The following is a 20680-nucleotide window of genomic DNA, read 5'->3' as shown; positions in this document are numbered from 1 at the left end:
CATGACATGCCCCGAATCGAACGAATCGACGTCCAGCTGGTCGACCTGCAACCGGCGGCCGTCCGCGTCGACGCGATGCAGTCCTTCGTCAAGCAGGAGACGGTGCTCGTCACCGTGCACACCTCCGACGGGCTGTCCGGTACCGGGTACTCCTACACGATCGGGACCGGCGGGCGGGCCGTCCTGTCACTCATCACCGACCACCTGGTCCCGGCGCTTGTGGGCCGGGACGCCCGGCCGGTCGAGGCGCTGTGGCGGCACATGCTCGACCAGACCCGCGCGACCACCGTCGGGGCCATCACCTCGCTGGCGTTCGCGGCCGTCGACACCGCGCTCTGGGACCTGCGCGGCCGACGCACCGGCGAGTCGCTGTGGCGGATGGCGGGTGGCGCGCACGAGCGGCTGCCCGTGTACGACACCGAGGGGGGCTGGTTGCACCTGCCCGTCGAGGACCTGGTGGACGGCGCGAAGCGGGCGGCCACGGCCGGGCTGTGCGGGGTGAAGATCAAGGTGGGCCGGCCGTCGCTCGCCGAGGACGCCGAGCGCCTCGCCGCCGTCCGCGAGGCGGTGGGACCGGGCTTCGAGGTCATGGTCGACGCCAACCAGGCGTTCACCTCCGCGGAGGCGATCCGGCGCGCCCGGACCTACGAGCCGCTCGGCATCGCCTGGTTCGAGGAGCCGCTGCCGGCCGACGACCTGCACGGACACCGAAGGCTGGCCGCCGCTACCTCGGTGCCGGTGGCGGTCGGCGAATCCCTCTACTCCGTCCAGCGGTTCGGCGACTACCTGGCCGCGGGCGCGGTCGGCATCGTGCAGGTCGACGTGGCCCGCATCGGCGGGATCACCCCATGGCTGAAGGTCGCCCACGCCGCCGAGGCGTTCAACGTCGCGGTGAGCCCGCACTTCCTCATGGAACTGCACGTCAGCCTGGCCGCCGCCGTGCCGAACGGCATGTACGTCGAGCACATCCCGCAGCTGCGGGCGATCACCCGGAGCTCCCTGATGATCGAGGACGGCCAGGTGACGCCGCCCGACGTCCCCGGTATCGGGATCGACTGGGACCCCGATGCCCTCGACGACCATCGCGTCGCCTGAGCGTCAGTCAGCACCCAGGTCGAGCAGCACCTTCGACGCCACGGCCCGATCGCCGGCCAGGTCGAACGCTTCGACCGCCCGGCTCAGCGGAAGGGTGTGGCTGATGACCGGCCGGACGTCCAGGCCCGAGGCCAGGAGCGACAGCGCGTCGTCGAACTCGTGGTCGAAGCGGAAGGCGCTCCGCAGGGTGATCTCCCGGGTGACCACCACGTTGCCGAGGAACCCGGTCTCACCGGGTGGGAGCAGTCCGAGGAGGACGACCGTGCCGCCGCGGCGTACCCGCCGGACGCAGGTGCCGAGGCCGGCCCCGGAGCCGGACGCCTCGACGGCGACGTCGACGTCGTCCGGCCACGCCGGGTCGTCGGGGTGGTCGGCCCGGACGGTGGCCGTGGCGCCGACCCTCCTGGCGATGTCCAGGGGAGTGTCCAGCAGATCGCTGACGGTCACCTCGGCGGCTCCCGCGTGCCGCAACGCGGCGACCACCAGGGAACCGATGGGACCTGCGCCGGTCACCAGCACGCGCTTCCCGGCCACCTGCCCGGCGCGGCGGACCGCCCCGATCCGGGGCTGGTCCAGCGGCTCGGCGAGTACTCCTCCGCCACCATCCACGAGGCCCAGGGCCGGCTCGGCGCCCTGAGCTCCAGGATCAAGCCGGTCGACGACGCCATGTCGCTGTGCGGGCCCGCGTTCACCGTGCGCTGCGCCCCCCGGGACAACATCATGCTCCAGGTCGCCATCGCCTGCGCCCGGCCCGGCGACGTCATCGTGGTGTCCGCCGGCGAGTACGCCGAGGCCGGTTCCTTCGGCGACGTGCTGGCCAACGCCTGCGTGGCCAAGGGCCTCGGCGGGCTCATCACCGACACGGGCGTCCGCGACACCCGTGAACTGCGCGAACTCGGGTTCCCTGTGTTCTCCCTCAGCGTCTCCATCAAGGGCACGGTCAAGGAGACCGTCGGCCCCATGGCCGAGCCCGTCCTCATCGGCGGCGAGATCGTACGCCCGGGTGACGTGGTGCGCGGCGACGCCGACGGCGTCGTGGTGGTGCGGCGCGAAGACCTGGGCGAAACGGTCCGCAGGTCCCAGGAGCGCGTCGACGCCGAGGCCGGGTACATCGCCGCCTACCGCGCCGGAAAGAGCGTCATCGAGGTCAGCGGGCTCGCCGCCGTCCTCGAAGCGAAGGGCCTGGTCATCGACGAGTAGGGCACGCGCGCAGAAGCTCATCGGTCGCCGGTCGGCGGAACGTACCAGCCATTTCATGCCGCCCGCACTGCTGCGCTCCCAGTCCGAGGCACTGGACCCGCTGGAGGCGGACGAGAAGGGCGCGACGGTGTCCGTGGACGCCTCGTCGGCCGAGATCGCCCGCCGGCCGCGATACCCGGCGCGCATCGGCGGGGTCGTTGAGGCGTTTCGGCGGCAGGCGTAGCGGTCAGCGGGTCGGGGTTCGGGGGCGGTTCCACCAGAGGGACAGGGACAGGGCCGCGGTGATGAGGAGCGCGCCGCCGGCCGCGAAGACGGCGGCGGTGTCGACCCGCTGGCGGATGACGGTGAAGCTGCCGGGGAGGGCGTCGAGGGCGCTTGTGAGTTGGTCGGCGTTCTCGGCGCGGTGGTAGGAGCCGCCGGTGGTCTGGGCGATCTGTTTGAGCGCGGGCTCGTCGATCATGCGGACGTTGCGGCCACGGTCGAAGCCGCCGCGGCCACCGAAGCCGCCGCCCCAGCCGCCGAAGCCCCGGCCGTCGAACTGCGAGTTGTCGCAGACCATCGGGGCCGGGTTCGTGGTGCCGAAGCCGATGGGGAAGACGCGGACGCGGCGCAGGGCCGCCTCCTGGGCGGCGGTCTGCGGGTCGACGCCCTGGGTGTTGGCGCCGTCGGTGAGCACGATGATCGCGGCACCGGCGTAGCCGCCGCCGGTGTCGTTGCCGGGGTTCGCGCCGGTGGGGGCTACCGACGGGTCGACCTCCGCGATCGCGTCGATCGAGGTGAGCATGGCCTGCCCGATCGCGGTGCCGCGGGACACGGTGAGGTTGTCCAGTGCCTGGATCAGCGAGTCGGTGTCGTCGGTGGGCGGGACGAGCAGGCCCGCGGTGCCGGCGAAGGTGACCAGGCCGATGCGCGGCCCGCCGCGCTGCGACTCGATGAAGTCCGCGGCGGCCTTCTTCGCGGCGGTGATGCGGTTGGGGTCGACGTCCGTGGAGCACATGGAACCGGAGGTGTCGAGCGCGAGCAGGATCGTCGCCGACGTCCTCGGGACCGGTACCGACGCCTGCGGCCTGGCGGCTCCGACCGCGAGCAGCGCGAGTCCGGCGATGAACAGGGCCGCGGGGATCTTCCGCGTCCAGCGCGTACGGTCGGGCAGAGCGCTGCGTACGAGCGCGATCGAGGTGACGCGCACGGCGGAGCGCCGGCGGCGACGCCGCGCCCACCAGCGGATGGCGAAGATCAGCGGGATGATCAGGAGCGACAGCAGCGCCCACGGCCATGAGAACGTCATTCAGATCACCCGTCCGGACCGGAGCACGGTGAGCGCCGCTCCGGCGGTGAGCAGCGCGAGGGCGAGCCCGATCAGGGCGCCGGCGAGGGGCAGCGGCTCGTCGGAGACGGTGAGCCGCAGATCGATCGTGTCGGCGATCTGGTCGAGGCGCGCGGCGTCGGAGGCGGGATGGTAGGCGCCGCCGGTGGTCTGCGCGATCAAGGTGAGGGTGTCCTCCTCCAGCGAGGTCTGCAGGCGGTAGCCGTCGACCCGCACCGTCGCCCCGGCCGTGGTGCCGACGCCGACGGTGTGGATGTGGACGCCTGCCTTCTGGGCCACGGCGGCGGCTCGTTCGAGGTCGGGGCCCTGGTTCTGGCCGTCGGAGAACATCACGATCGTCGCCGACGGCCAGTAGCCGATGTCGGGTGCGGTGCCGTCGCGGCCGATGGCCACCTGCTTGCCGGTGATCGCCGTCAGCGAGGCCGTGATGGCCGCCCCCAACGAGGTGCCGCCGGTGGTCTTCAGCCGGTCGATGGCCGCGAGCGCGATGGAGTGGTCGGCGTCGGGCCGTGCGGTGGTGAGCGCGCCCCGTTCGAACGCGACGACGCCGATGTCGACGCTGTCGGGCTGCGCCGCCACGAACGCGCGGGCCGCCCGCTGCGCGGCCACCAGCCGGGTGGGCGCGACGTCGTCGGCGCCCATGCTGTTGGAGACGTCGATGGCGAGGATGACGGTGCCCGCGGTGCGCGGGACCGGCACCATGGCCGCCGGTCCGGCGGTGGCGATGGCGAGCACGGCGACGCCGGCGATCGTCAGGCCGCTGCCCAGGTACGCCCGGCGGCCGCCCGCCACGACGACGCCGGCCGCGGCGAGCGTGGCCGCCCGGCGACGCGCCGAGACGACGGCCGCCCAGGCGAGCGCCGCCGTGACCAGCAGTCCGACGGCCAGCAGCAGCGGGGACGACAGGGTCATGAGACCTCCTCCGTCTCCGTCGGCCGCGCCTCGACGAGCTCGGTCATGGCGACCGGTCCCGGGTCCGGGCGACGACCTCGACGAGCGCCTCGGCCAGATCGCGGTCGGTGTCGATGCGGTGGACGGGCACCCCGGCCCGGCGCATGCCCGCCGTGAGCCGGGCGTCGCGGGCGTCGACGGCCTCGCGGAAGCGGACCCGGAGCAGCGGGTCGGCGGAGTCGACGACGAGCTGCTCGCCGGTCTCGGCGTCCTCGACCACGATCAGCCCGGCTTCGGGCAGCACGTCGTCGGCCGTGTCGACGATCCGCAGGGCGACGACCTCGTGCCGCCGGGCCAGGCGCTGGAGCGAGCGTTCCCAGTCGCCCTCGCCGATGAAGTCCGACAGCACGACGACGAGCGCGCGGCGGCGCGCGAACCGTCCGGCCGCGTCGAGCATCTCCGCCAGGTCGGTGGTGGCGCCGCCCACCGACTCGGAGGTGCGTTCCAGCTCGGCGCCGATCCGCAGTGCGTGCCGCCGGGAGGTGCCTGGCGGTACGACGTGCAGCATCCCGGTGTCGAACAGCAGGGCGCCGACGCGGTTGCCGCCCCGGCCGAACAGCCGGGCGAGGACGAGCGCGAGCTCGGCGAGCACGTCGCGCTTGCCGCGCCCCGGCCGGCCGGCCGCCATCGACGCCGACCGGTCGAGCACGAGCCACACCGTCAGCTCGCGGTCCTCGGTGAACACCCGCAGGTGCGGCTCGTCCAGCCGCGCGGTCACGTTCCAGTCGATGTGCCGGGCGTCGTCGCCGTCGGTGTAGGGGCGCAGCCCGGTGAAGTCGATCCCGGAGCCGCGGTGCGCGGTGCGGTGGGCGCCCTGGAGCCGGCCGTCCAGCCTGCGGACGACCTTCCACTCCAGGCGGAGCAGGAGCCTTTCGGGGGCGGTGGCCATCGGCTCAGCGGTTCTGCAGGACGACGTCGGGCGCCCGGACGGCTCCGAGCACCCTGGTGATGATCGTGTCGGCGTCGACGTCGTCCGCGAGGGCCTCGTACGACAGCACGAGGCGGTGGCGCAGCACATCGAGCGCGAGCTCGGACAGGTCGTGCGGCAGTACGTACTCGCGGCCGCGCAGGAACGCCAGCGCCCGGGCGCCCGTGACGAGCGCGATGGACGCCCGCGGGCTCGCCCCGTAGGTGACGTACCGTTCCAGCTCGCCGAGCCCGGCCGTCGCGGGGGAGCGCGTCACGGCGACCAGCCGTACCGCGTAGTCGATGATCGCCGGATCGACGTACACCTGCTGAGCGCGGGCCCGCATCGCGATCAGGTCCTCGGCCGTCACCATCGGCTGCGGCGGCTCGGGCGGACGCAGCGCCCGTTCGACGATCGCCTGCTCTTCGGACTGCGCCGGATAGTCGACGACCACCTTCATCATGAAACGGTCGACCTGCGCCTCGGGCAGCGGGTACGTGCCCTCCGACTCGATCGGGTTCTCCGTCGCCATGACCAGGAACGGCTCGGGCACCCGGAACGTCTCCCGGCCGATGGTCACCTGATGCTCCTGCATCACCTCCAGCAGGGCGCTCTGCACCTTGGCGGGGGCGCGGTTGATCTCGTCGGCCAGCAGCAGGTTCGCGAACACCGGGCCGAGCTCGGTCTTGAACTCCCCGGAGCGCTGGTGGTAGACCCGCGTGCCCACGAGGTCGGCGGGCACCAGGTCGGGGGTGAACTGGACGCGCTGGAAACTTCCGGCGATCGCGGCGGCCAGCGATCTCACCGCGAGCGTCTTGGCCAGGCCCGGCACGCCCTCCACCAGCAGGTGGCCGTCGGCGATCAGCGCGACGGCCATGCGCTCCAGCAGCACGTCCTGCCCGACGATCGTGCGTTTGACCTCGAACAGCACATGTTCGAGCGGATGAGCGGACTCGGGGGACCTGGTCGAGGTCATATGGTGTCCCTTCGCGTGACGCTTCGGTCAGATCTGGGGCCCCGGCGGGCCGTCACCCTCGCCATCACCCAGGGCCACGCCGATCGGCACCGCGAACGCGATGCCGGCGAACGCCTCGTCGCCTCCCGGGTCGGCGATCGAGACGACGATCCCGATGACCAGGCCGCGAGCGTCCAGGAGGGGACCTCCGGAGCTGCCCGGGTTGACGGAGGCGTCGAACTGGATGAGCCCGCCCAGGTCGCGATCTCCTTCTTCGGTGGTCCGGTTCAGGCCCGACACGACGCCGGTGGAGACGCTGTAGGTCAGGCCCAGTGGATTGCCGATCGCCACCACGGGCGCGCCCACGGCCACGGCGCCGCCGAGCGTCGCCGGGACGACGATCTCCGGCAGCTTCGCGGGCTTGAGGGCCGCGACGTCCTGCTTGGGATTCGACGACACGACGACGGCCTTCGTCTTGGTGCCGTCAGCGAAAATCACGGTGACGTCCTTGGAGCTCTTGACGACGTGGTGTGCCGTCAGAATCGTCCCGTCCTCGGCCGCGATCACCCCGGTTCCGAGCGACTTCCCGGCCTGGATGACCACCACCGACGGCCCGGCCCGCTCGAAGACCTCGGCCGTCGTGAGCGTCGCGCTGGGCGTCGGCGTCGGGCTCGGCCTGGGCGCGGCCGCTTCTCCGTTCCCGCCGCTGCTCCCCAGCCAGTACGCCAGCACCGCCACGACGACGAGCACGCCGCCCGCGACGGCAAACCGCCGAGCCCTCCCGGCCACGGCTCCCCGAGCCTCGGCCGCAACGGCCTCCTGCGGCACGTGCTCCATCGCCCCATCGTCATAAAACTCAGCGGAAAGCGCCACAAACTCCACCTGAGAACTCCATGAGAACCGCTCCCCGGGCGGCCGAACCTGCTCCGAGCCGGCCGCGACGGCAGGACCGGCTCCGGCGGCACCGCGAAGGCGTGCGGCTGATCCCAGCTCCGTCGAGCGCGTCCTCGGCGAGATCTGTGGAGCGAACCAGGGCGGGCGGTGTCGCGTATCCCATGCAGTACGGAGGGCGCGTGGGACCCGGTCCCGGCGGCGCGCTCTCGAGCGGGACGGAAAGGGGGACATATCGACACGTCGTCGCTGCGCCCGTCCTTGCTTCAAAGAGCTTCAACGAGCGAGATGAGAGTCACGACATGTCTGTAGCCACGGTTGCCCCGCGGATTGCCATCAAGAACGTGACCCCTGAAGTCTCCGGCGCGATGAGCGCCCTGCACGAGGCCGCTCTGGCCGCGGCGCAGGCGGCGGACATCTCACCGGGACTGCTCCAGCTGATCAAGATTCGCGCGTCCCAGATCAACGGCTGCTCCCTCTCGCTCGCTCGGCACACCCAGGACGCGCGGGCCATGGGGGAGACCGAGCAGCGTATCCGCGAGGTGCGGGCATGGCGGAACAGCAAGTTCTACACCCCCAAGGAGCGGGCCGCGCTGTCGCTGACCGAGGCGATCACCCTCGTCTTCGCGGGACAGGTCCCGAACCAGGTGTACGCCGAGGCGGCGAGGCAGTTCGAGGAGACGCAGCTCGCGGCGTTGATCTGGGCGGCGACAGTGATCAACGCGCACAACCGCATCGCGATCACAACCCGTCTGGAGGGCAGCGGCGCACCGCCCACCGCCGCCGTCCGCTGAGCGAGGCGAGCGGGGCCGTCAGGAGGTCGCGGACGGCGGCGCGAGCAGCTCGCGGATGAGCGGGACGGCCAGCCGCAGGACGTCGTCCAGCGGGGCGCCGGCCAGATCCGGGGTGCGCAGCAGGTGACGGTGGAAGGTGATGCCGAACATGACCGCCCCGGCCAGCGCCGCCCGCAGCCGCGGATCCGGCCCCTCCAGGCGGACGGCGATGCGGTCGATGGCCTCGGCGGTGATGTGCCTGCGCAGCAGCTCGGCGGCCTCCTCGCTGGTCAGGCTGGTGCGCAGGAGCACGGCCATGGGGCTGTCGGGGGCGGCGGCCCAGCGTTCGAGCATGGCGCGCAGGTAGCGTTCCGCCGAGGCCGCCGGGTCGCCGTCCACGGTGAGCGCGTCCACATCGATGCGGAGGTCGAGGGCCTCGCGGAAGAGCCGCTCCTTGGTGCCGAAATACTGGATCACCGAGGACTTGTCCACCTGCGCCTCGGCGGCGATGGCCCGGATGGTCGCGCGGTCGTAGCCCACCTTGCCGAACACCCGCCGCCCTGCCTCCAGGATGCGGCGGCGGGTGCGCTCGCCCTTGCGCTCGCCGCTGCCGGCCTGCTCGATGGCATCGGTCACTGCTGGTCACCCCTTCCTGCGCAGGCCGATGCTATCCACTACCGGCGCGTCAGCCTCCGGACCGGCCGAACGGGAAGCCCGACATGTCGCCCGCCTTCATCCGCTCGAACGCCTGCCGCATCGACTCGGTGTCGTTCAGATGCGGGAACGGCTCGCCGACCGGGACGTCCACGCCGAGGAAGGCGCACAGCGGCTCCCACCCCTCGCGCACGTCGAACACCAGCAGCCGCTCCGCGGGAATGCTCTGCTTCACCGTCTCCACGTGCCGGTTGAAGGCGGCCACGACCGGCTCCTCGTCGGCCAGGTCGGCCCCGAAAGTCCAGTCGGGCCCGAAATGGGCGCGCCCCATCTGATTCAGAACCGGCCCCATTCGCCCCATGGTCGCGAAGACCTGGCGGATCTGCTCGGGCATCTCGTCCGAAGGGGCCGGACGGTTCTCGCCGGAGAGCAGCATCCGGATGCTCGGGTACCACTTGTGCGGGTCCCGTACGGTGAGCACGACTTTCGCCTCGGGATAGGCGTCGGCCAGCTCGCGCCAGTAGTAGCTGGCGGGCCAGTCCACCTCCGCCTCGTAGCCGTCCTCGAACACCCGGTCCCAGTCCTCGCGTGTCCGAACCTTCCCGGCTGCCGCCTCCAGCCAGTGATCGACGTGGCCGGGATGGGTCATCACCTCGACCATGTGGTAGCAGGGGGCGAAGCCCAGCCGCTCCAACGCGGCCTTCATTGACGTGGTGCCCGTGCGCGGAAGCCCCGCTCCGATGACTTTCATCATGCCGAGATCCCCTGTCGTCTGCGTTGACGGTCGCTCTCAGGCTAGGAGGGCGCATCGAAAATCTCAACACCTGTACAGTTTTCCCGGACCTGTACGCCGACTGTTGTGCTTCGATCACGATCGCCGAGTTCGCATGACTCTCTCGCTCATGCCCTTCGACGGCACCGTCGCCAAGATCAAGGCACCCACGCCGACTACGACAGCCGCGTCACCGTCGAGACGTACAAGTGCAGACCGCCCCTGGAGGTAAAGGGGGACCGTGTGGTCGAGGCCGGGCACAAGAACTGCCCGTCAGGGTCGATCGAATTGGGCGGACGCCATGGACGGACTTCAGATGCCCGACATGGCTTTCGCGGGCGCGTGGTCGATCGGCGCGATCCACGGTTCGACGGTCACGGGCATGCCCCGGCACACGTGGCGCCGGGAGCCGTGGGCCGGGCGAAGGCGGTTCACAATGCGCGGGGGTGCTCCAACGCCGCCCGTACCCGCCGATCGCGAGCGTATTTCCGGTGGGTACGGGCGGTCATGGGTCTCAGCGGTAGGTGTTGTTGCTGACGTGGTCGCCTTCGAGCCAGGCCTTGAGCTCGGCGCGTGCGGTACGTCGGCGCTCCGCGTCGGTCTCTTCGATGCCGGGGGCATCCAGAGTGAACTCGAGAAGGAGTCCGTTCGGGTCGCTGGTGTAGAGCGAGCGGCAGTAGCCGTGCTCCAGGACGTAGGTCTCATCGGGTTTCCAGCCGGCGTCCTCGAGTCGCTGGGCGAGGGTCTTCTGGGACTCCCCGGTGACCTTGAGTGCGATGTGCTGGAACGGTGAGTGAGGCATCTGCGGGCCGAACCGCTCCTGGTCGGCGGGGTCGGCGAACTGGAAGAAGGCCAGCGCGCTACCGTCTCCGAGGCCGTAGAAGGTGTGGCAATAGGTCCGCACGGCCCCGAAGAGTTCGTCGGACTCCTTCCACGTCGCGATCAATGGCAGACCGATGATGTCCTCGTAGAACGCCCGTGTCGCCTCTTGGTCTCGCGTCACGTAGGCGTTGTGGTGTAGCCGTGTCGGCAGGGAGCCGGCGTCCGTGCCGGCGGTGGCCTGGGGCGGTGGCTGCGTCATTGATGGCTCTCCTTCGTGATCTCCCACTCCGGCGTTGGCGGACCGCAACGGAGAGAACTCCGGACATTTGTCCGCCAAGCGGGCACGGATCGACGATTGCGTCAGGCTTTTCCCGTGTCAAGAACCGTCTCTGGTCTTGCACGGCCTCGGATTGACGCTCCTTGCGGGAATCGGATGAATCGCGCGGACACCGGATCCTTCACGGTCCTGGATGCCTCAGGCTCGGTCCGCCCGCGCGGCACGCATCGCCTGATCAGCCAGAATCGCCGTCAGCCGGCCCGGGGCCGAGAAGAAGGGGGAGTGATCGCAATCGATCTCGACGCTCTCGGTCGCGTGCGCCGCGCATTCGCGCTGAGCGTCGACCCGTACCGTGCGGTCCTTCGTGCAGACCACGTAGGTGCAGGGCAAGGACGTCCATGCGGGGTCGGTGATCGGCGCTTCCGGCACCCGGCTCCGCATCGGTCGCCAGCGTTGTGCCGCCAACTCGGCCACGTTGGGCGGGGAGTGCGAGTAGAGCACCTCGCGGGCCTGCGGGCGCAGGATCACGGCGCCGTCGTCGTCCGTGTGCCAGGCCGCCCGGAACTCCGGATGCCCCCAGCGGGGTGTGCGCGCCGCGGGCGACTCTCCGGCCAGAGGCATCCGTGCGGCCACGAAGACCAGGCGGTCCGCTTCCTGCCCGCCGGCGGTCACCGGCAGGCCGCCGTAGCTGTGCGCGACCAGCACGACAGGCCGTGACCGCGCGGCCTCGCGGACAGCCTCCCGCACGGCGGCGGTGTCGTCCTCGAAGGACGTGAGCGGCAGATCGACCGCTCGGCCGGCCACACCGAGGCGGTCCAGCCGTTCCAGGACCGGGGTCCAGCACCAACCGTCGTGGTTGGCGCCGTGCACGAAGAGAATCAGAGGGTCCACAGCACGCGCTTTCCTTCACCGGCGCATCGTCGCGGAGGGCGACTCTCCGAAACGTTCCCTGTAGGCGGCCGCGAAGCGGCCGGTGTGGGTGAAGCCGTGGCGCAGTGCCACGTCGGTGACCTTCGCCCCGGTGGAGGGATCGACGCGCAGCAGTTCCTCGTGGGCCAGTTCGAGGCGGTGGCGGCGTACGTACGACATCGGTGACGTGCCCAGCTGCCGGCGGAAGGCCGAGTGCAGGGAGCGTTCACTCACGCCCGCGAACTCCGCGAGGTCGGCGACGGTGAAGGCGGCCTCGGGGGAGGAGTGGATGAGCTCCACGACACGCCGGACCACGCGGGGCGCCGGCAGCGGCTGCGCCGAGAAGATGCGGTCAGTGTAGTTGTGCCGCTGCCCGAACAGGAGAGAGGTCAGGATGTTGTGTTCGATCTCCTTGGCGAGCACCGGGGGCGGGCCGGCCTTGCCGCACTGGTCGAGTGCCCGCAGGAGTGTCCCCGTCGCGGCCGTGATCCCCTGACCGCTCTGGTTCAGATCCATGACGGTCTCGAAGCGCAAGGGGGCGTGCAGCGGCTCGTTCAGCAGGTTCCGCAGGCATCGATCGACGAGGGGTTTGTCGACGGTCAGCATGAGCTGGCGGAGCCCGGGAGACCACCGCATGGCAACGTTCTCCCGGAAGCAGAAGACGCCCGCGTGGCTCCGGTCGGCGACCGCTGTGGTCTCGCCGGTAGTGCCCTCGTCGATGAGCATGGTGCCGCCGAAGACGAAGTTCACGGTCACGATGCTGATCGGTGGGGTGCAGAAGATCTCCACCGCGGCGCCGTAGCCCGACGACATGAGACCGATCCCGTTCAGGCGCCGGTACTCGACGCGGGCCTGAAAGGGATTCCCGCGCTCCAGCACCTTCATGCCGTGCACGTTCTTGAGGAGTTCCTGCGTCCGTACCCTCGCCTCGGACAAGTCCGGCGTACTGATGACCCGGCCGTGAGGAACGCTGACGCCCTCCGGTGTCTGCTTGTCGTCCATCGGCATTGACGGAGCGTGCATGGCTACCTCCATCATCGGACATGTGTCCGCACAACGTCCAGCTCGCAGAATGAGGGGTTCCAGGCCGGTAAGTCAACCGCTGTGCGGAAACCGGCTCAGGCGTGCGGTATCCGGCTCGGCGCTCCTGTCGCCACCTCCTACTTTCGGGACGTCAGCAGCACGGAAGCCGGAGGTAGTGCAGTGACACAAGTGACGACCACCGAGGCCGGGCCGGACGTGAGCGGCCCGCCGACCGAGGGCCTTCTCGAGGTTCCCGGAGGACGGGTCCATCTGTTCCAGGGCGGGAGGGGTGCTCCGGTGCTCTTTCTGCACGCGGCCGGCGGCGCGGGTCGATGGCACGAGATTCACGAGCTCTTGGCGCGCAGCTTCGAAGTCTTCGCTCCCGACCACCCAGGGTTCGGCGGGTCTGACGAGTTCGCCGAGCTGGAGGGCGTGGACGATCTGGTCTTCCACTATCTCGACGTCATCGAACGGCTGGGGCTGGAGCGTCCGCACGTCGTGGGAGCCTCCTTCGGCGGATGGGTCGCGGCGGAGCTCGCCGTCGCTCGTCCGGACGTGATCGGCTCTTTGACCCTGCTCGGCCCGGCCGGGCTGCGGCTGCCGGAACATCCGGTCGCCGATCTGTTCCTCATGACGCCGGACCAGGTGGTCGGTGCGCTGTTCGACGACCCCGCCAAGGCGTCGGTGCTCTTTTCCGGCGAGCCGGGTATCGACGATGTTCTCGCGGCTTACCGGGACATGACCGCGCTCGCCCGTTTCTCGTGGCACCCGTTCCTCAGCAACCCCAAGCTGGAGCGCAGGCTGCACCGCATCACCGCGCGCACGCTCGTCGCCTGCCCGTCCCACGACAAGGTCATCCCCGTCGCCCACGGAGCGCGGTACGCCGAGCTCATTCCTCAGGCGCGGTTCTCGCAGGTCGAGGACTGCGGCCACGCGATGTACTTCGAACGTCCCGAGGAATTCGCCCGGATCGTCACCGAATTCCTGGCCGAAGCCGAAACCCAGCTGAGCGGAGCGCGCCGATGAAGTTCGTCTTCTTCCACCTGATGCCCTACCCGTACCTGCCGGACGACTTCGACCAGAACCATCCGAGCCCCTCCCTCACCTTCCCGAGCAAGTACTTCGACCGCGAGCTCGGCAACCGCCTCTACCACCGCTACCTGGACGAACTGGAGTACGCCGAGAAGCTCGGTTTCGACGGGATCGCAGTCAACGAGCACCACCAAAGCGCCTACGGTCTGATGCCCTCGCCGAACATCATGGCCGCCGCCCTGGCGCGGCGCACGGAGCGGGCACAGATCATGGTGCTCGGCAACGCCATCGGCGTGCGCGGCAACCCGTTGCGGGTGGCCGAGGAGATCGCCATGCTCGACCATCTCAGCAACGGACGAGTGGTCTCCGGATTCGTCCGCGGAATCGGCTGGGAGTACTTCGCGCACAGCGTCAACCCGACCCGTTCCCGTGACAGGTTCAACGAGGCCCACGACCTGATCATCAAGGCCTGGACGTCCGACGAACCGTTCCAGTGGATCGGTCCCAACTACGAGTACCGCTACGTCAACCTCTGGCCGCGTCCGGTGCAGGAGCCGCATCCGCCCATCTACATCCCGGGAGCCGGCAGCTCCGAGACGATGAAGTTCGTCGCCGAGCACGGCTACACCTACATGTCGGTCTACGCGCCGACGCCCGTGGTCCGCCGCTGGTTCGACGGGCACCGGCGGGCGGCGGAGGAGCTGGGCATCGAACCCGATCCGGGAAAGACCGCCTTCTCGGTGCCGATCTACGTGGCGGAGACCGACGAGAAGGCGCACCAAGAGGGACGGCAGCACCTCGAATGGCTGTTCCACCGCGGGCTCAAGCAGTCCTTTCCGCAGGTCTATCCGCCGGGTTACATGTCGCCGGGCTCGATGCGCGGTCTGCTGACGTCCGGGATGAAGCCGTACACCGAGACGTCGTACGAGGAACTGCTGGCGGGCGGATACGCCGTTGTCGGCAGCCCCGACACCGTCGCCGCCCGGCTGAGCGAACTCCAGGAGCACCTCGGCTTCGGACAGCTCATCGGACTCTTCTCGATCGGTGACATCACGTCCGAGGAGATGACCAGAAGCATGGAGCTGTTCGCGTCCAAAGTCATGCCCGCCCTGCGTCCGCTGGGCGTCGCGAACAGAGCGACGGCATCCTCCTGAACGAACGGGAGACCCCACGTGACCTGTCGCCTCCCTGGCCGGATCAGCCGGCCCGGGGGGCGATCGTGGCGATGGGACGCCCCTCCCACCAGGCCGGAGCCGGCCTCACAGTTGTGCCGGGTCCAGGGCCCTTTCGCCGCCCATCCGGGTAGCGGCGAACTCGACGACCTGACGGCCGACGGTCTCCAACTGGAACCGGGACGGCCCGTCCGTGCAGGCGCCGGTAGCCTGGTCGAAGAGCCCTGGCACCGAGGCGTTGAGAGCGGCACCCAGCGGTGTCGGCCATCCTCGCAGCGCATGTGCGCAGGTGCGGAGAGTGTGCAGGGTCGCCACACTCGCCTGCCAACCATAGGCGACGGCGATGCAGCCGATCGGCAGGCCGGCAAGGTACGGGCGGTCGTCGTCCCGCAGGTCCTCGACATAGTCAAGGGCGTTCTTCACCATCCCGGACACCGTGCCGTGGTAGCCCGGAGACGAGATCAACACCGCGTCCGCGTCGCGCAGCGCCGCGACCAACGCGGCAGCCGGATCCGACCTTACGGGATTCTCGGGATCGTAGATCGGAAGAAGCAGCGCCTGTGCCGTGATCAGCTCGACGGTCGCGCCGGCCTCCGCCGCGGCCGCGGCGGCGATCCGCAGGGCGCGCTCCGAGCTGGAATCCTGCCGCGTCGTCCCACCGATCCCCAGAACTCGTGTCATGCGCACGCCCATGCTTTCCTCCGCTGTGAATCTCATGCTCGCGGTGCGTTGTCCGTATGGGCGACGGTAGGAGGGGGCGGCCGGTGGCACGAGCCGCTTACGGCACGGTCGAGCCGTTTCCGGCAGCCTGGCCGGGCGTCGAGTCTGCTCGCTCGGCGCCCACCCATGAGCGGGATGAATCGCGTGAGATCAAGGGTGAGCCGGCAGTCGCATGAGAGCGGTGCGAGACGCGTAGCCGGTAGATGGCCCTAACCGTCCCCCCGTCGGTTTGGTTGGCGCGCGGCAGGTCAGTTGCGTCCGGCCATGACACCGCCGTCGACGTCCCAGACGGCGCCAGTGACCCAGTCGGTCTGATTCGACAGGAGGAAGGCGACGGTGGCAGCCACGTCGTCGGGGGTGCCGGTACGGCCGAGCGGGTGGAAGGTGTTGAAACCGTCGAGCGCGGAGTCGACGTCCCCCTTGGGGATGAACTCCTCGTAGATCGGGGTGCGCACGACAGCGGGGGCAACCGCGTTGACCCGGATGCCGTGCGGGGCGAGTTCCATGGCCAGGTGCTGAGTGAGAGCGTGCAGCCCGGCCTTGGCCATCGAGTACGCCGAGGAGGGCGTGGCCGCGACGGCCTGGTGCGCCCACATCGAGCCGATGTTGACAACGGCTCCCTTCGAGCCGCGGGCGATCATGTTGCCGACGACGGTCTGGGTGAGAAGGAAGAAGGCCCGGTTGATGACCTGGTAGCGGTCATAGTCTGCGGGGGTGTGCTCCAGGAACGGCTTCGGGGCGAAGACGCCGGCCGCGTTGACGAGCAGGGTGGCGTCGGTGTGATCCTCGGTCAGCGTGGCGCGCAGGTGGTCGACGGCCGCCGGGTCGGCCAGGTCGGCTGCCAGGCCGATGGCCTTGCCGTGGGTGGACAGAGCGGCGGCTGCCTCCTCGGCGCTGGATTGGGCACGGCCGGTGACTACGGCACTGCCGCCGGCGTCGAGGACGTGGCGGGCGACGGCGTAGCCCATGCCGCTGGTGCCGCCGATGACGATGACCTTCTGGCCGGTGAAGTCGAGGGTGGTGCTGGACATGTGGTGCTCCTGTGTCGGTGTGTTCCCGGGCGGGTCCGGTGCGGTGCTTAGGCGTGGGCGCTCAGGACGAGGTAGCCGTCGACGCGGCTGAGTCGGTCGGAGGCAGGATCGGGCGGGAGCGCGTGGCCGAGGTTGTCGGCGCGTACCTCGCTGATCCACTGGTCGTGCTGGTACTCGTGGTTGATGAGTGCGGTCAGCAGGTGGGTCGCGACGATGGACAGTTGCTCGGGTGCGCCGACACGTCCGGTGGCGATGTCGCCGATGCGGGCGTGGACTCGTTCGCCGACGGTCTCGCGGAACGCGGTGAGCCGGTCGACGGTGGGCAGCGCGCCGCGGAACTTCTCCGGATTGGCGGAATCCATCAGGGCGTCCAGCTCCGGATCAGGGCTGGGCTCGGCCGCGGTGAGGTTGCGGATCATGAAGTGGGCCACGTGGGCCTGGTGACCCAGGTGCCAGCCGATGGCGCTGAAGTTCTCGTGCGGGCGCCAGATCACCTCGTCCGGCGTGAGGTCCTTCCACAGGTCGTCGGTGTAGGCGCGGGCGCGGTCGTACTCATCGAGCAACGCTTGCAGGTTGTGCATGGCTCCACCTGTCGTGGTTCGGGGTCGGGAAGCCAGGCCAGGCGCGGCAGGGTGCGTCGGGCGGCGGCAAATCAAGGCCCCGGATGCCGGGCAACTCCCCAGGGCGCGACCACGTCTGCCTCCCGGAGCACTTGGTGGGACTCGCGAGGTCAGACGGTGTCCAGGAACGGCTGCCTGTTCCTGGTGTAGACCTCCGCGGCCGCGCCGCGGTCGGCCGGGTCCACCCGTAGAGTAATCTCCGGATATGCCATGGTTATAGCCCCTCCTGGCAGAAAGGAGGATGTCCCGTGCGTGAGAACCTCCATCTATCTGCGAGTTTAGGTATGCAGCGCGGAGTGCGGTAGAGGAGCCCGCTGAATACGGATATATGCGCTATGTATGGCTAGCGGGCTGCGGCGAGGCTATCTGCGAGGCGGAGAAGGTCCGCAGCCAGTGGCGCATCGGCGCTCCACACCGCCTCGAAGGAGATCTGCACCTCGCGCCCCTGGTCCATCAATGGCCGGTGCGGCACGTCAGGAGAGGTGAGCTTGGAGCGAGGGACCAGGGCCGAGCCCAGGCCCAGCTTCGTCCAATCCTCCAGGACCTGATAGCTGACAGCCTCCCCCGGATAAGCGCGCAAGGGCATCTCGTTCGCCTCGAATAGCTGCGTGGTGAAGGTAGTCAGGCCGCAGGTGTCCGGCACGAGGATGAACTGCTCCTTGCCCGCCTCCTCGAGTTCGATGGGAGCGCCCCCTTCGGCCTCGGGTGTGACGACCACGATTGACTGGACGTCGATGACCCGGTGCTGGAAGCGTGGCATCGCGGCCACGGCTGGGATCAGGATGATGTCGAGCTCGCCGGCCAGCAGGCTCTCACGCAGGTCCTGCATGTTCGCCTCGCGCAGCACTAGATCGCGGGGTACGGGCAGCTCGCAGACCATGTTGAACGCCCGGCCGACCAGATGCGAGCCGATCAGGGGTGAGACCCCCATGCGGATCTTCTGCTCGCCGGGTTCGGTCAGCCGCCTGGCCTCGGCCGCCACAGCATCGAGAGCCTCCAGCGCACGCTCGATCAGTGGCAGGAGGCGGGCGCCGAAGGCTGTCGGAGTGACGCCGCGCGGCGACCGGTCGAACAACTTGCCGTCGAGGCGCTCCTCCAATTTGGCGATCCCGTTGGACAGGGCGGGCTGGGTGACGCCATAGGCCCGCGCGGCGGCGCTGAACGACTTGGTCTCAGCGACTGCCCGGGCGTACCGAAGTCCTTCGAGATTCAGGCGCTCGATCATAGTCACAGCTTATGGCTCCATTCGCCAATGTCCCCTACCGATGGGGATTACCTGCATCTAGGTTGTGAGTTCTAGTAATAACCATAATCAACTGCTATCAGAAGGCTGTCATGTCGAACACTGCCGTGACCATGGTCGTGACCGAGCCCCGCGGCCCCCTGCACCCTTCAGTCGCCACGACGACGCCGCCCGCGGGCATGTGGGTCCGTGTCGCCGTCGTGGCGAGCGGCGTGTGCCATGCCGACATCGGCACCGCCGCGGCCGCCGGTCCGAACATCTCCTTTCCGGTCACGCCCGGACACGAGGTCGCCGGTGTCATCGCCGAGCTGGGCGACCAGGTGGAAGGCTGGGCGGTCGGGGACCGGGTGGCTGTGGGCTGGTTCGGCGGCAGTTGTGGACATTGTGTGTTCTGCCGGGCGGGTGACGTCGTCCACTGCCTCGATCGTAAGGTGCCGGGCCTGTCCTACCCGGGCGGCTGGGCGCAGAGCATCACCGTGCCCGCCGACGCGCTCGCCCGCATCCCCGACGGGCTCGACTTCTTCGACGCGGCCCCGTTCGGCTGCGCGGGTGTGACCACTTTCAACGCCGTGCGCAAGGCCGGCACGCCTTCCGGCGGGCGGGTCGCGGTGTACGGGATCGGCGGGCTGGGGCACCTCGCCGTCCAGTTCGCAGCCAAGCTGGGTTTCGAGACGATCGCCATCGCCCGCGGCGGCCGGCGCGAGAAGCTGGCCCGCGAACTCGGTGCCCGCCACTACATCGACAGCGAGGCCCAGGCGCCCGGTGCCGCCCTGAAGAAACTGGGCGGCGCTGACCTCATCGTCTACACCGCCTCCTCCACAGCTCCGGTGGACGAGCTCCTGACCGGGCTGAACGTGCACGGGCAGCTCACCCTCGTCGGCGTCGACGCCGGATCGGTGACCGTTCCGGCGGCCCGTCTCGTCATGAACGGCCACACCATCACCGGACACCTGACCGGCAGCGCACGCGAGACAGAGGAGGCGATGGCGTTCGCCGTCACCACCAACGTGCGCCCCATGATCGAGCGCATGCCGCTGCGGCAGGCCGGTGAAGCCGTGACCCGGCTACGTTCTGGAACTCCCCGCTTCCGGATCATTCTGGACGCCACCAGCGGCGAGTGACCGGTGTTGTTCCACCGGCTCGGCACGCCCAGCAGCCGGACGCAGCCGGAAACCGAAACACCATGCTCTATGACGTGGGTTCGGCCTGTACAGAAGGGAAGCCTCACATGTCCCGTGGGGACAGCCACGAAGTGATCGTGATCGGCGCCGGAGCCTCGGGTCTGGCCGCCGCCACCGCCCTGCACGCCGCCGGCCGTGACACGCTCTGCCTGGAGGCCCGCGACCGTGTCGGTGGACGCCTGCTCTCGGTCCCCGCAGCCGACCCTGGGCGGACCCTCGATCTGGGAGCCACCTGGTTCTGGGAGGGGGAAGAACGCGTCCGCAAGCTGGCAACAGGAGGCGGCGTCGAGATCTTCGCGCAGCACCTCGCCGGCGACACCCTGTTCCAGGACGTCACCGGCACACGCCGATTCCAGGGAAACCTGATCGACGTGCCCTCCTACCGCTTCGCCGCCGGCGCCCAGAGCCTCGCCTCCGCCCTCGCGGCCGCGCTGCCGCAGGACGGCCTGCGGCTAGGCACGCCCGTCACTGCCGTACAGGCGGACAGCAGTGACGGTCTGGAGCTGCGCACGCCCACCGGAACGTTGCGGGCCGAGCACGTCGTGCTGGCTCTCCCGCCTGCCCTGGCGGTGGAACGCATCGACTTCGGTGACGCGTTTCCCGCCGAGCTCGCGCGCCTGGCCCGCGCCACCCCGGTATGGATGGGGGCCGTCGCCAAGGTCGTCGCCCGTTACCCCTCCGCCTTCTGGCGCCGGGAGGGGCTGGCCGGTGCGGCATCCAGCAGGATCGGCCCGCTGCAGGAGATCCACGACATGTCGGGGCCCGGCGGACGGTCCGCCGCGCTGTTCGGCTTCGCGCACGCCAGCGTCGTCGGCCCGGGATTCGCCCAAGCGGTGACCGCCCAGCTCACGCAGCTCTTCGGGCCGGCCGCGGCTTCTCCCGAGGCCCTGCATGTGCAGGACTGGAGCGCCGAGCACTGGACCGCCCCGTCCACCGTGCAGCACCTCGCTGACTACTCCCTCTTCGGCCACCACCTCTATCAGCGGCCGGCGCTCGGCGGCCGGCTGCACTGGGCGTCGACCGAGACGGCTACCGAGTACGCCGGGCACATCGAAGGCGCCCTCGCCGCCGGAGAGCGGGCGGCGCAAGCCGTACTGTCCAGCACCGTCCCGAGCCGATAGGAAC

The 20680-nt window shown here is 69.9% G+C and carries 23 protein-coding genes; 8 read left to right on the top strand and 15 right to left on the bottom strand.

All coding sequences use genetic code 11. The annotated features are described in order from the left end of the window. The first annotated feature begins 6 nt into the window (after positions 1 to 6). Entirely contained in the window at positions 7 to 1095 is a 1089-nt protein-coding gene (locus tag ACIBQ1_RS23780; RefSeq protein WP_397280647.1) for a mandelate racemase/muconate lactonizing enzyme family protein, read from the top strand. Positions 1096 to 1098: 3 nt separating this feature from the next. Here ACIBQ1_RS23780 and ACIBQ1_RS23775 read toward each other — a convergent pair whose 3' ends face one another. Then, entirely contained in the window at positions 1099 to 1608 is a 510-nt protein-coding gene (locus ACIBQ1_RS23775) for a zinc-binding dehydrogenase (protein ID WP_397280644.1), read from the bottom strand. Between ACIBQ1_RS23775 and ACIBQ1_RS23770 the strand changes: the two genes are divergently transcribed. Further along, positions 1558 to 2295 (top strand): 4-carboxy-4-hydroxy-2-oxoadipate aldolase/oxaloacetate decarboxylase, encoded by a 738-nt coding sequence (locus tag ACIBQ1_RS23770; protein ID WP_397280642.1) that lies wholly within the window; start codon positions 1558 to 1560, stop codon positions 2293 to 2295. The two genes, ACIBQ1_RS23775 and ACIBQ1_RS23770, sit on opposite strands and share 51 nt — an antisense overlap. A 55-nt stretch (positions 2296 to 2350) precedes the next feature. After that, positions 2351 to 2518 (top strand): hypothetical protein, encoded by a 168-nt coding sequence (locus ACIBQ1_RS23765; RefSeq protein WP_397280640.1) that lies wholly within the window; start codon positions 2351 to 2353, stop codon positions 2516 to 2518. 3 nt (positions 2519 to 2521) lie between these two features. Here ACIBQ1_RS23765 and ACIBQ1_RS23760 read toward each other — a convergent pair whose 3' ends face one another. The 5 genes from ACIBQ1_RS23760 to ACIBQ1_RS23740 are packed head-to-tail and all read right to left on the bottom strand — an operon-like array spanning position 2522 to position 7272. Next, positions 2522 to 3583 (bottom strand): VWA domain-containing protein, encoded by a 1062-nt coding sequence (locus ACIBQ1_RS23760; RefSeq protein ID WP_397280638.1) that lies wholly within the window; start codon positions 3581 to 3583, stop codon positions 2522 to 2524. Next, positions 3584 to 4534, bottom strand: coding sequence for a VWA domain-containing protein (locus ACIBQ1_RS23755; protein WP_397280636.1), 951 nt, complete (start codon positions 4532 to 4534; stop codon positions 3584 to 3586). A 43-nt stretch (positions 4535 to 4577) separates the two neighbouring features. Then, positions 4578 to 5462, bottom strand: coding sequence for a DUF58 domain-containing protein (locus ACIBQ1_RS23750; RefSeq protein ID WP_397280634.1), 885 nt, complete (start codon positions 5460 to 5462; stop codon positions 4578 to 4580). Between the two features lie 4 nt (positions 5463 to 5466). Further along, positions 5467 to 6456 carry an AAA family ATPase gene (locus ACIBQ1_RS23745; protein ID WP_397280632.1) on the bottom strand — a complete coding sequence of 330 codons (990 nt, stop codon included), beginning with the start codon at positions 6454 to 6456 and terminating at the stop codon, positions 5467 to 5469. A gap of 27 nt (positions 6457 to 6483) precedes the next feature. Further along, entirely contained in the window at positions 6484 to 7272 is a 789-nt protein-coding gene (locus tag ACIBQ1_RS23740; RefSeq protein ID WP_397280630.1) for a S1C family serine protease, read from the bottom strand. A gap of 398 nt (positions 7273 to 7670) precedes the next feature. Here ACIBQ1_RS23740 and ACIBQ1_RS23735 point away from each other — a divergent pair, with 398 nt between their 5' ends. Next, positions 7671 to 8120 (top strand): carboxymuconolactone decarboxylase family protein, encoded by a 450-nt coding sequence (locus tag ACIBQ1_RS23735; protein WP_397280628.1) that lies wholly within the window; start codon positions 7671 to 7673, stop codon positions 8118 to 8120. Positions 8121 to 8138: 18 nt separating this feature from the next. Here ACIBQ1_RS23735 and ACIBQ1_RS23730 read toward each other — a convergent pair whose 3' ends face one another. From ACIBQ1_RS23730 to ACIBQ1_RS23710, 5 genes are all read right to left on the bottom strand, one after another. Beyond that, complete coding sequence (locus tag ACIBQ1_RS23730) at positions 8139 to 8735, bottom strand: TetR family transcriptional regulator (protein ID WP_397280626.1); 597 nt, start codon at positions 8733 to 8735, stop codon at positions 8139 to 8141. A gap of 49 nt (positions 8736 to 8784) precedes the next feature. Continuing rightward, a complete protein-coding gene (locus ACIBQ1_RS23725) occupies positions 8785 to 9507 on the bottom strand; it encodes a sulfotransferase family protein (RefSeq protein ID WP_397280624.1) in 723 nt (240 codons plus the stop codon). 532 nt (positions 9508 to 10039) lie between these two features. After that, positions 10040 to 10606, bottom strand: a complete 567-nt coding sequence (locus ACIBQ1_RS23720; protein ID WP_397280622.1) for a VOC family protein — start codon at positions 10604 to 10606, stop codon at positions 10040 to 10042. Positions 10607 to 10822: 216 nt separating this feature from the next. After that, positions 10823 to 11515, bottom strand: coding sequence for an alpha/beta fold hydrolase (locus ACIBQ1_RS23715; RefSeq protein WP_397280620.1), 693 nt, complete (start codon positions 11513 to 11515; stop codon positions 10823 to 10825). 15 nt (positions 11516 to 11530) lie between these two features. Beyond that, the gene (locus ACIBQ1_RS23710) at positions 11531 to 12556 is read right to left on the bottom strand and encodes an AraC family transcriptional regulator (protein WP_397280617.1); all 1026 of its coding nucleotides are present in this window, start codon (positions 12554 to 12556) and stop codon (positions 11531 to 11533) included. Positions 12557 to 12745: 189 nt separating this feature from the next. Between ACIBQ1_RS23710 and ACIBQ1_RS23705 the strand changes: the two genes are divergently transcribed. Continuing rightward, positions 12746 to 13582, top strand: a complete 837-nt coding sequence (locus ACIBQ1_RS23705; protein ID WP_397280615.1) for an alpha/beta fold hydrolase — start codon at positions 12746 to 12748, stop codon at positions 13580 to 13582. Continuing rightward, complete coding sequence (locus tag ACIBQ1_RS23700) at positions 13579 to 14742, top strand: LLM class flavin-dependent oxidoreductase (RefSeq protein WP_397280613.1); 1164 nt, start codon at positions 13579 to 13581, stop codon at positions 14740 to 14742. The genes ACIBQ1_RS23705 and ACIBQ1_RS23700 overlap by 4 nt, the downstream gene beginning before the upstream one ends. Before the next feature lie 105 nt (positions 14743 to 14847). On the opposite strand, the gene ACIBQ1_RS23695 is transcribed toward ACIBQ1_RS23700, so the two are convergent. The 4 genes from ACIBQ1_RS23695 to ACIBQ1_RS23680 all read right to left on the bottom strand — a co-directional run bounded on the left by ACIBQ1_RS23695 (position 14848) and on the right by ACIBQ1_RS23680 (position 18356). Next, on the bottom strand, positions 14848 to 15453 hold the full coding sequence (locus tag ACIBQ1_RS23695; RefSeq protein ID WP_397280611.1) for an NADPH-dependent FMN reductase: 606 nt from the start codon (positions 15451 to 15453) through the stop codon (positions 14848 to 14850). A 275-nt stretch (positions 15454 to 15728) separates the two neighbouring features. Beyond that, the gene (locus tag ACIBQ1_RS23690) at positions 15729 to 16511 is read right to left on the bottom strand and encodes an SDR family NAD(P)-dependent oxidoreductase (RefSeq protein ID WP_397280609.1); all 783 of its coding nucleotides are present in this window, start codon (positions 16509 to 16511) and stop codon (positions 15729 to 15731) included. 47 nt (positions 16512 to 16558) lie between these two features. Further along, positions 16559 to 17092, bottom strand: coding sequence for a DinB family protein (locus tag ACIBQ1_RS23685; RefSeq protein WP_397280607.1), 534 nt, complete (start codon positions 17090 to 17092; stop codon positions 16559 to 16561). A 382-nt stretch (positions 17093 to 17474) separates the two neighbouring features. Then, a complete protein-coding gene (locus ACIBQ1_RS23680; protein WP_397280605.1) occupies positions 17475 to 18356 on the bottom strand; it encodes a LysR family transcriptional regulator in 882 nt (293 codons plus the stop codon). A gap of 110 nt (positions 18357 to 18466) precedes the next feature. On the opposite strand from ACIBQ1_RS23680, the gene ACIBQ1_RS23675 reads away from it, so the two are divergent. Then, positions 18467 to 19495: an alcohol dehydrogenase catalytic domain-containing protein gene (locus tag ACIBQ1_RS23675; RefSeq protein WP_397280603.1), complete on the top strand. Its 1029-nt coding sequence runs from the start codon at positions 18467 to 18469 to the stop codon at positions 19493 to 19495. Between the two features lie 107 nt (positions 19496 to 19602). Then, complete coding sequence (locus ACIBQ1_RS23670) at positions 19603 to 20676, top strand: flavin monoamine oxidase family protein (RefSeq protein ID WP_397280601.1); 1074 nt, start codon at positions 19603 to 19605, stop codon at positions 20674 to 20676. Positions 20677 to 20680 lie beyond the last annotated feature (4 nt).

The organism is Nonomuraea sp. NPDC050153, assembly GCF_044460125.1.
Lineage (GTDB): Bacteria > Actinomycetota > Actinomycetes > Streptosporangiales > Streptosporangiaceae > Nonomuraea.
Note: the sequence above shows the minus strand (reverse complement) of the source record. Positions and strands in the feature narration are given on the sequence as shown.

Bases quoted from the DNA above. Each gene is read 5' to 3' on its own strand.
- ACIBQ1_RS23780 (WP_397280647.1), top strand. From the start codon at position 7: ATGCCCCGAATCGAACGAATCGACGTCCAGCTGGTCGACCTGCAACCG.
- ACIBQ1_RS23765 (WP_397280640.1), top strand. From the start codon at position 2,351: ATGCCGCCCGCACTGCTGCGCTCCCAGTCCGAGGCACTGGACCCGCTG.
- ACIBQ1_RS23760 (WP_397280638.1), bottom strand. From the start codon at position 3,583: ATGACGTTCTCATGGCCGTGGGCGCTGCTGTCGCTCCTGATCATCCCG.
- ACIBQ1_RS23755 (WP_397280636.1), bottom strand. From the start codon at position 4,534: ATGACCCTGTCGTCCCCGCTGCTGCTGGCCGTCGGACTGCTGGTCACG.
- ACIBQ1_RS23750 (WP_397280634.1), bottom strand. From the start codon at position 5,462: ATGGCCACCGCCCCCGAAAGGCTCCTGCTCCGCCTGGAGTGGAAGGTC.
- ACIBQ1_RS23745 (WP_397280632.1), bottom strand. From the start codon at position 6,456: ATGACCTCGACCAGGTCCCCCGAGTCCGCTCATCCGCTCGAACATGTG.
- ACIBQ1_RS23740 (WP_397280630.1), bottom strand. From the start codon at position 7,272: ATGGAGCACGTGCCGCAGGAGGCCGTTGCGGCCGAGGCTCGGGGAGCC.
- ACIBQ1_RS23725 (WP_397280624.1), bottom strand. From the start codon at position 9,507: ATGATGAAAGTCATCGGAGCGGGGCTTCCGCGCACGGGCACCACGTCA.
- ACIBQ1_RS23720 (WP_397280622.1), bottom strand. From the start codon at position 10,606: ATGACGCAGCCACCGCCCCAGGCCACCGCCGGCACGGACGCCGGCTCC.
- ACIBQ1_RS23710 (WP_397280617.1), bottom strand. From the start codon at position 12,556: ATGCACGCTCCGTCAATGCCGATGGACGACAAGCAGACACCGGAGGGC.
- ACIBQ1_RS23700 (WP_397280613.1), top strand. From the start codon at position 13,579: ATGAAGTTCGTCTTCTTCCACCTGATGCCCTACCCGTACCTGCCGGAC.
- ACIBQ1_RS23695 (WP_397280611.1), bottom strand. From the start codon at position 15,453: ATGGGCGTGCGCATGACACGAGTTCTGGGGATCGGTGGGACGACGCGG.
- ACIBQ1_RS23690 (WP_397280609.1), bottom strand. From the start codon at position 16,511: ATGTCCAGCACCACCCTCGACTTCACCGGCCAGAAGGTCATCGTCATC.
- ACIBQ1_RS23685 (WP_397280607.1), bottom strand. From the start codon at position 17,092: ATGCACAACCTGCAAGCGTTGCTCGATGAGTACGACCGCGCCCGCGCC.
- ACIBQ1_RS23680 (WP_397280605.1), bottom strand. From the start codon at position 18,356: ATGATCGAGCGCCTGAATCTCGAAGGACTTCGGTACGCCCGGGCAGTC.
- ACIBQ1_RS23675 (WP_397280603.1), top strand. From the start codon at position 18,467: ATGTCGAACACTGCCGTGACCATGGTCGTGACCGAGCCCCGCGGCCCC.
- ACIBQ1_RS23670 (WP_397280601.1), top strand. From the start codon at position 19,603: ATGTCCCGTGGGGACAGCCACGAAGTGATCGTGATCGGCGCCGGAGCC.